This window comes from Streptomyces coffeae, from assembly GCF_016741875.1.
Lineage (GTDB): Bacteria > Actinomycetota > Actinomycetes > Streptomycetales > Streptomycetaceae > Streptomyces > Streptomyces coffeae.
This window is the reverse complement of sequence record NZ_JAERRF010000013.1, coordinates 203,423-215,031: the sequence shown is the minus strand read 5'-3', so window position 1 is coordinate 215,031 and position 11,609 is coordinate 203,423. Positions and strand designations below refer to the sequence as shown.

Here is an 11,609-nt window from a genome sequence, read left to right as displayed (position 1 = left end):
GGTCAGCTCCCAGGCCGCCCGTGTCACATCGCACACCATCCCGTCAGGTAGTCCCAACTGGGCCAAAGCATTTCGCAGGGCTACGCGGGCCGACGCCGCAGCCTCGGCGCTACGGCCACTCCACCGCCACACTGAGGCTTGTCTCTCATCCGCAGCGCCAGTCATCGCCGCACCCCTCGTCTCGCGTAATGGCGAGTGACGCGTCGATGACGACCGCGCCCAGGCTGTACCCATGCGCGGGCCACACCCAACGCGATCGGTGCGCTCGTGATGGAAAACGGTAGAAGAAGCACGACCGCGAAAATGATGGGCGCCATGAAAGTACCTCCGCCGCAGTTCGCAATTAGGGTGCGACCACAACACCGTGGAATTCATCAAGAGCGGAATCACACCTTCGGGTGTAATCACCCGACCTCAATCGCAACCTCCCCCTTCACGTCCAGGGTTATGGGTGACTCCCCCAACCTCATGCAGCTCACTGTGATTCGACGGTTCAGCCGTGAATCTCCACCGTCACCCATCGATAAGCCGCTTTCGCTCCATGCCAGTGCACGCAAACTCGAAGTGCCCGGGCTTCCGCTCTTCACGGTTCTGCGGTGTCGTCTACGTGAAACATTCGCACCCGCAACGGAGCTGGTGGTGGCGTCTTACATCGCCACTGCGATTGCCCTCATGCCAGCCTCACTGCAGCCCGCTGCATCAGCCGTGAACGGTCTCGACCATGAAGACGATTCTTAATTCCCCGGACAGCGTCGTAGGCGACATGCTCGCCGGGCTCTCTGAAGCCCACTCCGACATCGTCCGCGTAGATCTCGCCCACCGGCTATGCCTCCCACGCAGACCGCTGCCCGCAGGGAAAGAAGCTGTGATTTCCGGAGGCGGCTCAGGACATGAGCCATTGCATGCCAGATTCGTCGGAGAAGGCATGCTTACCAGCCGTTCTCGGCGACATTTTCGCCTCCCCCACCGCAGACCCAGATCGCCACCGCAGCAACTCTTGCTGACACCGGCGCAGGAGTGCTGTTCCTGGTAATGAACTACACCGGTGACGTGATCAAATTCCGCCTCGCCGCAGAGATTGCCGCCGAAGAAGGTCACAACGCCGCCATGGTCCTAATCGACGATGACGCAGCCCTCCCTGCCCAGGAGACCAGCCCCGGCCGACGGGGCACAGCTGCCGCCGTTGTCGTGGAGAGGATCGTCGGCGTCCTCGCAGCGCAAGGCGCGTCATTGCCCCACCTCGAAAACATGGGTCAGCGCGTCGTAGATGCGAGCAATGCTCAAGACCTGTGGATCAACCTCGGGTTGGCGCGCGAAGGGCGTACCTTCCCGAATGATCCTGTGATGGTCATCGAGTAGGCCGACGTTGGCGCGTCGGTCGGGAAGGCACGCCCGTGCTCACGGTAGTCAACGAAGACGGAACGACACCACACGGCTCCCTGATTGACGAGATCGTCCGCGAGGGTGCACGACGGATGCTGGCCGCCGCGCTGGAAGCCGAAGTCAACGCCTACATAGCCGAGTTGGCAGATCAACGGGACGATTCCGGGCGGCGTCTGGTCGTGCGCAATGGCTACCACCAGCCGAGAAGGGTCACCACCGCGGCCGGGGTGATCGAGGTCAAGGCCCCGCGGGTCAATGACAGGCGCGTCGACGAGACGACCAGGGAGCGCATGCGGTTCTCCTCGGCGATCCAGCCGCCCTGGGCCCGCAAGTCCCCGAAGATCAGCGAGGTGCTGCCCTTGCTTTACCTGCACGGCCTGTCATCGGGTGACTTCGTGCCCGCTCTGGAGCAGTTCCTCGGCTCCTCCGCCGGCCTCTCGCCCGCTACGGTCACCCGGCTGACGACGCAGTGGCAGGCCGATCAGCAGGCATTCGGCGAGCGCGACCTGTCGGCAACGGACTACGTCTACGTATGGGCCGACGGCATCCACCTGCGGATCCGCCTGGCCGAGACGAAGTCCTGCGTGCTCGTCGTCATGGGCGTGCGCGCGGACGGCACCAAGGAGCTGATCGCGATGGCCGGCGGCTACCGCGAGTCCGCCGAGTCCTGGGCCGACCTGCTGCGTGACTGCGCACGGCGCGGAATGCGCGCTCCGGTCCTCGCGGTCGGCGACGGAGCACTGGGCTTTTGGAAAGCCCTGGCAGAGGTGTTCCCCGAGGCCCGCCACCAGCGGTGCTGGGTTCACAAAACGGCCAATGTGCTCAACGCGATCCCGAAGTCGGCCCAGTCCGGCGCGCGAAAGGCGCTGCAGGACATCTACAACGCCGAGGACCGCGACCACGCGGTCAAAGCCGTCGCGGCGTTCGAGAAGACCTACGGCACGAAGTGGCCTAAGGCCGTCAAAAAGATCACCGACGATGTCGACGAACTGCTGGCGCCGTACCGGAATCGAACGCGCTCGATTTCAGACGACGTCGGGGCCCGGCGTCCCATGGGGTGCGGACAGGTCCCATCGGAGACACCGGGCCTGGATCTTGGTGGCGATTGGCTGAAAGAGTGCCGTGTGCCCGACGGCGGGCTCTCGGTCCCGTTCGATCAGCCAACTGCGGGTGCGCTACTGGCAGTAGTGCGCTCACGTGCGCTCAGGGCGAGTTTTGACGACCGTGAGGCTGAGCGTCATGGCGGCGTAGTCGGTGAGGCCGTCTTCCCGAGGGGCCCTCACGGGCCCTGGGTGAGGCTTGAGGGTGCGGAGGGGCGCACAACTCCCCCTTCGATATAGGCGGTCTCGCCGGTGGCAAGGGCCTGTAGCGCGACCAGCGCCCGTAGTCTCCCTGCCTCGGTGAGCTCATTGAGGACGCGCATGGTGGGCAGCACGCGCATGTCTGCCCGAGGGTCGCGGTAGGTCAGGTGCCCGACGGCTTCGCGGGTCATCGGCGCAGTCGCCAGCACGTGCGTGATGACCTTCCTGCGCCGCATCTGCGCCCAGGCCAGGGCGACACGACGCAGGAGGGGGAGGCAGTCTGGAGCGCCACGAAGAACGTCCTGGGCTGCCTGCTCGGGCGTCTGCCCGTCGTACACGCATCCGGTGGGCAGCATTGTGCTGCCGAGTAGGTCAGCGACCACGAGAGCGTCAGGTCCCACGGGGACGAGTAAGGACACCCCGATGACCGGCGGTCTCCAATTCTCGTACGGGGCTGTCTTCCGCACCGGGGCGCCGCTGCGCGCGGTGGGGATGACTGGTGCCGTGATCATGGGCATCAGCGGGCCTCGCCCGTCACGGCGGCCACGATCTGTTCGAGATGCTGTGGCTTGCTGGTGCTGGGGATCGGGGCGACGTGATCGCCGAGGTTGAGCAGCCAGTGCAGCGGGGCGCCGACTCCGTGCGCCTGGGCCAGGGTGCCGGCGTCGAACGGCCGGTAGGGCACGTATGGGATGCCCAGCTCTCCGCAGAGCTCCAGCGCGGGGTCGAAGTGGTCGGTCATGTTCAGAACGTTTTGCACGGCCGCGATCGTGAGCTCCTTGCTCACCAATCGGATGTCCTCGGGGGTGACCTTCGACAGGCCGATGTGTCCGATCTTGCCTTCCGCCTGCAGGGCCTTCATCACCGCGAGTTGGTCGGCGATTGGCACTTCTGGGTCGATGCGATGGAGGTAGCAGACTTCCAGGCGCTCGACGCCCAGGCGACGCAGGCTCGCTTCGACGGAGGCCCGCAGGTAGGCGGGGTGGCCGTGCGGCGCCCACACGTTCGGGGCGGGACGGAGCAGGCCGACCTTCGTGGCGATCAGCACGTGCTCCGGGTACGGGTACAGGGCCTCATGGATCAGGTGCTCGACGGTGTGTGGGCCGTAGGCGTCCGCGGTGTCGATGTGGGTGATGCCGTAGGTGTGCACGGCCTGCCGAAGCACGCTGAGCGCGGTGTCGCGGTCGGTGGGGTCGCCCCAGATGCCGGGGCCGGTCAAGCGCATGGTGCCGAAACCGAGCCGGGAGACGGACTTCCCGGCGATGGTGATGGCGCCCGCGGGCGGCGTGGCGGTCATACGGCGGCCTCCTGAAGGCAGAGCTGAAGGGCGCGCTCGATGGCGCGGGTCTGGCTGTCCGGGGCGCTGGTGACCCGCTGGTGCTCGATCTCGTCGTCGGCGAGGAGGCCATGCACGTGGCGGTCGACCAGGAGGCGGTAGCGGGCGTCGTAGTCGTGGCTGTCGTCTACCGGTACGTCCGGGTCGAGCACGGTGGCGAGGAGAAGGTGGTACTTCGGGAGCTGCGTGGAGGTGAGAAGTCGCAGGCGCTCCCTCTCCAGCCGGTGAAGGTGTTCGCCGCGGAATTCGAGCGCCGCCTGGAAGTAGGCGAGGGCGTCGAGACAGGCCCGGTCGGCAAGGACAACCTCGGCGCCCCGCGCGGCGGCCGCGATCTCGTCGGCGATGCCTTGCGTGACGATCCACTCGGTGGACATCGCGGTGTGGTGCTGCATCTTCGGCAGGCCGATGCCAGCGGCACGCTTGGCCAGACGGCTCGTGCGAGCCACGGTCACCCCGTGGCTCCGCAGCTCCATCTCTATCCGCTTCAGCAGCGTCGTCTTGCCGGTCGAGTGGGTGCCGAGCACCCCGATACGGATGGGTTTCTGGGTCACCACAGGCCGGGGTCCTTTTCTGGTTCGGGGGCACCGGGCAGGCCGGGCGGCACGGCCGCAGCGACGAGCTGGTCCCAGGCGTTGTAGTGGCGGGCCATGGCGATCAGGAGCTGCGCCGTGGCGAAGGCGTCGAACGTGGCCCGGTGCCGCTGGGCCGGGGCCTCGCTCAGGTCCGGCTGCACGTGCCCGATGAGGGCGTCCAGGCTGTAGCCGGTCAGTTCCGGCAGGGTGGCCTTGGCGAGTCGGAGGGTGTCGAGGACTCCGGCCGGCTCCCACTTCGGCAGGTGCGCCTTCAGCACCCGGTAGTCCACGTGTGCGTTGTGGGCGCAGATCCACGAGGTGCCGAGGAAGTCGTGGACCTGGTTGGCGATCTCCTCCCAGGTGGGCTTGCCCGCGAGCATGTCGTTGGTCAGGCCGTGGACCTTGGTGGCGAAGGAGGTGATCGGACGGTTCGGCCGGGTCAGCCACGCTCCAGCGGTGCTCTTGTCGGGGCGGCCTTCACGGATGGGGAGGGCGGCGACCTCGACGAGGTCGGGCGGCGTGGTCCCGTTGCCTTCAACGTCAACGACGAGCAAGGAGGGCCAGGAGGAGAAATTCATGCGGTCTTAGGTCCGTCCTCCGCCAGCCAGCCGATCGGTGCGCGGCCGTGCTGGCGGTAGTGGTGAGGTTTGGCACGGTCGTGGCACTGGTAGCCGAACCCGTGCTGCAGGTAGTAGCGCGGCGGCTCATCCAGTCCCTCCACGACGATGGCACGGTCAGTGACCTCAACCTCCCCGGTCGCGCCGAGGGTTCGGGCCTCATCGGTGACTTCGGCGAGGTCGGGCTTGACCCAGGCCGACCTACACAGAGCGATCTGCTCCTCGGGGCAGATGTTGCACAGTTCCCTGATGCCGTAATGACCGTTGTAGTCGGCCTCCCCGTGGGCGTAGGCGACCGCGCAGGAGGTCTTGCGGAACAGGGCGCCCCAGGGCGCGGCGGTGTACTCAGGGGTGTGGAAATAGTCCAGGATTCGCTTCTCCGCCACCTCGGGCATGATCTTGCGCCGGGCCGTATCGTCGTACGGCATGGACAGCCCATGCGCCTGGTAGTAGTCGGCGATCTCCTTGCGGAAGAACAGGCCGGTGAAGACCGTGGCGTGGGCGTGCACGGAAAGCTCGCGTGCACGCGCCAGGTGGGCGTCGCTGTCGTTGAGGCCGGGCACGATCGGCCGCCAGTACAGGACGGTGCGGTACCGCTCGGCGTGCTTATAGAGGGTCCGCAGGCTCTCCGCCGCGATGTTGGAGTCGACCGGCTCGATCTTCTCGTTGTCGATGCCCGAGTGGGTGACCAGCACCGTCAGCCGGAGGTTCTTGAAGCTGTTGAGGACGACGCAGTCCTCTGGGGCGATGCGCCAGCGGGTGATGATCAGGACGTGGTTGGTCAGGCCCTGCTGATCCAGGTGCCGCAGCACGTTGAACAGGTGCGGCTTGACGACCGGCAGCATGGGGTCGGTCGCCCGGTTCAGGAGCTGGATGGGCGTCTTGTGCGGGCGGAAGTACCGGTGCGAGACAAGGGCGGCGACGGCTTCCTCGTCGCTCATCAGACGCCGCGGGACCTTCATCTCGAAGTTGTCGAACAGATGCCGCACGCAGTACACGCAATCAATCGGGCAGCCGACGATCCAGTTCAGTGACAGCCCTGATTTGCGGTATTCGATCACGTCCGCCAGTTCGGGCTTCAGGGCGCTGATCTGCTGCGGCGTCAGGATCGGCAGCGGACGACGTGGAACCGCGGCGAGCTCGGGGGAAGCGTTCACGGGAACCTCCAGGAAGCGGGGGATCAGTTGTCGGCGGGGGTGGGCTGGAGCGGGATCCTCGGCGACGTCAGTAGGGCTCGGCGGTCGGCGCCGAACCACGTGCCGAAGTCACGTCGCGCGGCGTCGGGGTCGTCCGAGGTGTGCACGAGGTTGCGTACGAGGCGCTTCTCGGCGAGTGCGGCTTCAAGGCTGTCGTTGCCGAGGTCGCCTCGGATCGTGCCGGGCTCGGCCTGCGTCGGGTCGAAGTGACCGAGAAGACGCCGCAGCCAGGCGTGGATGCCCGGTTCGCCGTAGGCGAGGGCGACCGCGACCCGGCGCCCGACATATGTGTCGTCCAGGCATGCGGGGATGTCGCGATCGGGGTACCAGTCGGCGTCCACCAGGAGGTCCCAGTAGTGGACGTGGGCCTGCCACGGTTGTGCGGTGACCTCGCGCCGACCGCTGACCGTGGCACCCTCGGCCGCGATCCGGTCCAGCACAGCATCGACCAGCCCGCGTTCGACGGCGTCCGGCTTGCACAGGATGACGACCCAACGGCCGAAGTCGATGCCCTCCACCACGGCGCCACTCGGCGGCTTCCGGCTCACTGCGCACCCCCGCCAAGTGCGGTAGCGCACGCGGTCCAGCGGTGGCCGACGAGCCAGCGCAAGCCCGGGTGCAGCGCAGCCAGGATGTCAGGATCGACGGCCACAGCTTCGTCGTGCTGGATCTGCCGGTAGACCTCGAACAGCAGCACCGCCTGCTGCCAATACGGGTCCATGTCCAGTTTCTGGATGAGCTGTGTGCTGTAGCGGATCTCGTTCCTGCGCAGCGCCTCTTCGTGCTCCAGGACATCTGCCACGGTCGTCGCGGTGGTGTTGTCCGGCATGGCCGGGAACTGGAAGTGGACGGGCGCCCGTCGGCAGTCGGCTTCGTTGAGGACCCGCTTGACGCGGGCGGCGTTGCGGTCGTTGACGTGTGCCGAGCCGATGAAGTGCGTGTACGTGCCCAGCTCAAGGCCGAGCTGGATGGCCGCGTACTCCTGGATCATGGTGAAGCTGAAGACGTCGGACAGCAGGCCGCAGTCGAGATCGTTGGCCCGCATGCTGCACACCATGTGCAGCCGTCCGCCGCGCGCCAGGAGGTGCAAGCCGGCCAGGCATGCCATGTCCGGGTTGTCGCTGATGGCGAGCTCTGCTGCGGAGAACACGGGCAGGTAGCCGCGCTTGCTGTCGGTCTCGGTACGCAGCAGCCCCAGTACTCGGTCGAACCGTGAGACGGTGTCCCCTTCGGCCGGGGTGAACAGTGTGTGCCCGTACGCGGAGCCGCCGAGGTTCACACCGTCGGATGAGCTGGAGCGCATGGTGGGGGCGTAGTAGCTGATCATCTCCAGGTCGCGGCGGCCAGCGAGGTACCACAGCGCCTCCGCGTACTGGAAGATCGGGTTGGCCTTGCGCTGCGACAGGTACGGCAGCCGCTGGCGGGGATCAGGCAGCCGGAAGCCGACTCCGATCACCTCGCGCGCGTCATTGCCGCGTGCAGCGATGTGGTGCTCGTGCTCTTCGGTCGCGAGCCTGAGCAGAGCCAGGTACGCGCCTTCGACGCTGCGGAACGTTGGGTTCGTAAGCATGCACTCTCCAGGTCAGGGCCGTCGCCGTTTGCCATGGGCGTTCTGGTTGCGCGGTCCAGTCCCGACGCGAGGCGCTCCACGTGCACGGGTAGGCGCCAGGGTCATCTCCGGGCTGGGTCTTGCTACGCCCGACAATCCGCGCCTGAGGCAGACGGACAGCCGGGCGAGCGTGCGTGGCGTGCCGAGCACGTGGCAGGCCAGGTCGGTGCAGGTGGTGGTGTGATAGCCGCGTCCGTCGGCGGCGTAGGCGTCCCAGGTCGCTGCGACGGGGGTGTCACCGTCGTCATGCGGCAACCTCAATGGGTTGGCGGTTGAGAATGTCGGAGAGTCGTTCGCCGTCCAGGGTGAGTCGGACGATGTGGTGGTCTGAGAGATCTAGGGGGACCTCGATGACGTCGACGCCGGTCACCGCATCCAACAGGTCGGTGGTGACGTAGATCCTGTCGATGCGCGAGTCGGGGCCGTGTGTCTCGCAGGCGTTGACCGTGCGGGAGACGGCGGTCTTGTCGCCGCCTCGCGCCGTGGCCCACTGGCGGGCGACGTCCTCCATGCCGGCGGTGCGCAGCGCCTCGTCCGGGCGGGTGTCCATGAGCCGGGTACCGTTCGGGCCGATATAGGAGCGGTGCAGGCGGTGCGGCTGGTCGTTGATCTTCGCCAGCTCAGGCAATGCCAGGTCGCCGTCGAGGCCGGGGGCCGGGTATCCGTTGTTGTCTCCGCCGAAGAGGGCTGGCATGCGGACGGTTTCGCCGTCCGGGGTGGTCCACTTCTTGTCGGCCCAGGTCGACAGCCACTCGGCCTCGGCAAGTCGGTTCGTGGGCGAGGCGTAGTTGAGGTGGTACGAGGCCACTGCAAGGGGTATCGCTTCGTTCCCGGCGGGCAGGTAGCGCATGGTCAGCGCCGTCGGCGGCAGCACCCACATGGGGCCGGTGTTCGGCCACTCCCGCAGTGTCCGGAATACGCGCGGGTCGGCGAAGACTGCGGTGCATGACTGGGGGCCGAGCCAGCCGCGCAGGCCGAGCACGTCTTCCAGTTCGTACATGATCGCGTTGCCGTTGGCGTCCGCGCCCCACATCTCCTGTCGGAACACGAGGTGCGGGTTGAGGGACACCAACTTCTCGTGTGCTCGTAGACGCTTGGCCGGGTCGTCTGCACCGTTGCGTTCGAAGTTCCAGCACAGGACGGTGATTTGCATGACCGCTTCTCTCGTCGTCAGGTTGATCGTTGGACGGACGGGCAACTACGCAAAGCAGGGGATGACTCGGGGCTTCACAGCAAGGGGGGCATCGCGGTGCGCCTGCTCGGACGGCTGGCGTCAAGGTCGTCGAGGAGGGCCAGCAGGTCGCACACGGCCGTAGCCAGGCATGCTGCGTGCCACAGCCGGAGTTCGAAGTGCGGATGGTGTACCGCAGCGGCCGTGATGGCCGTGCGCGCGACGAGGGCCGACAACTGCTGCTGCGCGGTGCTCGGCGGGACGGAGCCAGGTTGGGCCCGGTCGACCAGTTGATGAGCTGTCGCGCCGAGCTGGTCGATGACCTGATCCAGTGCGGCAGGCGCTGGTGAGAGCCGTGCGTTCCACCAGGCGCGCGTCCTACGGGCCGCTTCTGGGATCTCGTCGTCGCGGAGACTCTTCACGTGCCCTGCTGGTGCGGGAAGTTTCGGCGGGTCGGTTCGCTTCACGGAGCCTCGACGCACGGTCAGCCGCTGGCGGACATCACGCTCCAGCAGCCCCTCCTGGAACAGAAGACGCAGTGCGGCGGCGAACGGTTTGTCCCCGGTGACCAGGATGCGGCACAGCTCCCGTCGGCCCGGCAGCGCGGTGCCGGGAGGGAAGGCCCCTCCTGCTGCCAGTGCCCGCAGGAGTTGAGCGAGCTGGCGGGGCCTGTCGTTGAAGGGGTTTGCTCCTGGTACCCGTGCGCGACAGTTCGCCTGCTGTTCGATCACGCCCTTGCCAGCGAGATCAGATAAGGCCAGATGGACGCTCTGAAGAGGGAGGCCCAGGTCGGCTGCGATCCGGCCTGGTGCCAGGACGGCGCCAGGAGGGTAGGTACCGGATTCGACCCTTTGCTCGATCCGCTGAGCGACTTCTGCGACTGGCACGAATGGCGGCAGGGTGTCAGCCAGGGTGCGTAGCAGATCTCGGGCACTGCCCACGCGCACGACCAGCTTCTCGTACGAGACCTCGGTCGGCTGCGTAGGGCGGGTGACCGCCTCGATCAGCCGGTCCCACCGGGCCTGGTCCGCTGGTGAACCTGCTGCGGCTTGTCGGCGGCGCTCGGCCAGCGGCACCCACACACCGGTGCGCCGGTCGATAAGGGCGTGGCCCTCGATCACGGCCGCGGATGAAGTCGCGGACCTCGCGCCGCCGATCTTCCCCACGCGCAGCAGGTCAGCGCGCAACGCGCGGCGGGTGCCTGCGGAGTCCGCGGGGGATGAGCTGGGCTCGGCTGTGTGCTCCTGGTCCTGGATGCTCACGCCGCAGCCTTCTCCGTCTGGGAGGGAGCCGCGACGCGGCGGGGCGGGACGACCTTCAGATCGGGCCGAAGTTGGCCGGTGTCGTCAAAGACCACGAGGCCGTTACACAGGAGCACCCAACCCTGATCAAAGTGGATGGAAATGGGATGGGCTGCGCCCGCGTCGGTGGCGTCGGCGGCCGGGCACCGCGGTGTGTGCGAACACATGAGCAAGTCCTTCCTAAGTAGTGGGAGACGTCGTGCGGTGGTCGGAGATCGCCTGACGAGGGCACCGCCGAGACGCCGTGCTGCGGACGGAGGCGACTCTCGGCTCTGGGTCAGTGGCCAGGTAGCGGGCGTACTCCTCGTCGAGGTCGACCGGGGTGATCCCGGTGAGTGCCGTGATCATCTGATGCGCTAGGACCCACTTCACCTCGCTGTCTTCGTAGCGCACCTCCATCGACCCATCGGGAACGAGCGTGCCGTCGAGGCCGGGGTAGTAGTGGGTGCCAATGACGCCCTCGGGCATGGGGCTCGCGACGCGGAAGATGTGCACGCCGGTCCGCCTGATCCGGGGGCACCGCTCACGCGACTCCATGGCGCACGGCACGCAGACCGGTGGGTGGGTGGACGACGGACAGATGGAGGCGCCGGGTACGACGGGCTCCATCCACAGCACGCCCAGCTCACTGGTGTCAGCCCCCAGCCCGCACACCTGGCACAGCAGCTGTTCCATGGCCTGCCGCTGACGGCGCGGATGGATCCCGGCCAGCTCAGCGGCACCGTGTCCGATGCGCTGCGCCTGCCGGGCCCACAGGGCTCCGAATTTGTCGCGATCGCCGGGGCCCTCGTTGAAGTAGAACAGCCCCCCGGGCAGGCGACTCTCCAGCAGGTTGGTGCTGATGCGCTCACGGCTCCAGGTCGCAATCCACGGCACGCCGGGTACCGCCGGAGCGTCACGGGTGGGCACGGGGGGCATGGCCGATCTCCTCGATGCGGTGGTGTGGGGTGGAGGAAGGGGCGTGGCCAGCCGCCGCTCGGTGACTGCGGGCGAGGGCGGCTGGGGCGCCAGCTCCCAGCGTCGGCGTGGCTGGGCAGTGGCGCCGTCCTCTCCGGGGGCGTCCCGGGGCGGCCGTACGGGCGCGTGCACGGTGGCCGCGCGGGACTGAGAGGACCCACTTGGA

The 11,609-nt window shown here is 67.4% G+C and carries 11 protein-coding genes and 2 pseudogenes; 3 read left to right on the top strand and 10 right to left on the bottom strand.

What is annotated here, in order from left to right:
* Positions 1-721 precede the first annotated feature (721 nt).
* The 3 genes and pseudogenes from JK363_RS44725 to JK363_RS23150 all read left to right on the top strand — a co-directional run.
* Positions 722-925: pseudogene (locus JK363_RS44725) on the top strand (dihydroxyacetone kinase subunit DhaK); the annotation flags it as partial.
* Entirely contained in the window at positions 898-1,359 is a 462-nt protein-coding gene (locus JK363_RS43875; protein ID WP_307821839.1) for a dihydroxyacetone kinase subunit DhaK, read from the top strand. The pseudogene JK363_RS44725 and the gene JK363_RS43875, both read left to right, overlap by 28 nt.
* 35 nt (positions 1,360-1,394) lie before the next feature.
* Positions 1,395-2,390, top strand: a pseudogene (locus JK363_RS23150) (IS256 family transposase); the annotation flags it as partial.
* A gap of 811 nt (positions 2,391-3,201) precedes the next feature.
* Here the strand turns inward: JK363_RS23150 and JK363_RS23145 are convergent.
* The 10 genes from JK363_RS23145 to JK363_RS23105 form a co-directional block, all read right to left on the bottom strand.
* Complete coding sequence (locus tag JK363_RS23145; protein WP_201876913.1) at positions 3,202-3,981, bottom strand: aldo/keto reductase; 780 nt, start codon at positions 3,979-3,981, stop codon at positions 3,202-3,204.
* Positions 3,978-4,571, bottom strand: coding sequence for an AAA family ATPase (locus tag JK363_RS23140; RefSeq protein ID WP_307821837.1), 594 nt, complete (start codon positions 4,569-4,571; stop codon positions 3,978-3,980). Before JK363_RS23140 ends, JK363_RS23145 begins: the two co-directional genes overlap by 4 nt.
* Positions 4,568-5,170: a 3'-5' exonuclease gene (locus JK363_RS23135; RefSeq protein WP_201876912.1), complete on the bottom strand. Its 603-nt coding sequence runs from the start codon at positions 5,168-5,170 to the stop codon at positions 4,568-4,570. The genes JK363_RS23140 and JK363_RS23135 overlap by 4 nt, the downstream gene beginning before the upstream one ends.
* A complete protein-coding gene (locus JK363_RS23130) occupies positions 5,167-6,366 on the bottom strand; it encodes a radical SAM protein (protein ID WP_307821836.1) in 1,200 nt (399 codons plus the stop codon). Before JK363_RS23130 ends, JK363_RS23135 begins: the two co-directional genes overlap by 4 nt.
* A 23-nt stretch (positions 6,367-6,389) precedes the next feature.
* A complete protein-coding gene (locus JK363_RS23125) occupies positions 6,390-6,953 on the bottom strand; it encodes a nucleoside-diphosphate kinase (RefSeq protein WP_307821835.1) in 564 nt (187 codons plus the stop codon).
* On the bottom strand, positions 6,950-7,975 hold the full coding sequence (locus JK363_RS23120) for a thymidylate synthase (protein WP_201876911.1): 1,026 nt from the start codon (positions 7,973-7,975) through the stop codon (positions 6,950-6,952). Before JK363_RS23120 ends, JK363_RS23125 begins: the two co-directional genes overlap by 4 nt.
* Before the next feature lie 283 nt (positions 7,976-8,258).
* Positions 8,259-9,167, bottom strand: a complete 909-nt coding sequence (locus tag JK363_RS23115; RefSeq protein WP_201876910.1) for an endonuclease/exonuclease/phosphatase family protein — start codon at positions 9,165-9,167, stop codon at positions 8,259-8,261.
* A 74-nt stretch (positions 9,168-9,241) separates the two neighbouring features.
* The gene (locus JK363_RS23110; protein ID WP_201876909.1) at positions 9,242-10,447 is read right to left on the bottom strand and encodes a GntR family transcriptional regulator; all 1,206 of its coding nucleotides are present in this window, start codon (positions 10,445-10,447) and stop codon (positions 9,242-9,244) included.
* Positions 10,444-10,653: a DUF5999 family protein gene (locus JK363_RS42650; RefSeq protein ID WP_236076030.1), complete on the bottom strand. Its 210-nt coding sequence runs from the start codon at positions 10,651-10,653 to the stop codon at positions 10,444-10,446. Before JK363_RS42650 ends, JK363_RS23110 begins: the two co-directional genes overlap by 4 nt.
* A gap of 13 nt (positions 10,654-10,666) precedes the next feature.
* Positions 10,667-11,404, bottom strand: coding sequence for a hypothetical protein (locus tag JK363_RS23105; protein WP_201876908.1), 738 nt, complete (start codon positions 11,402-11,404; stop codon positions 10,667-10,669).
* Between the last annotated feature and the right edge of the window lie 205 nt (positions 11,405-11,609).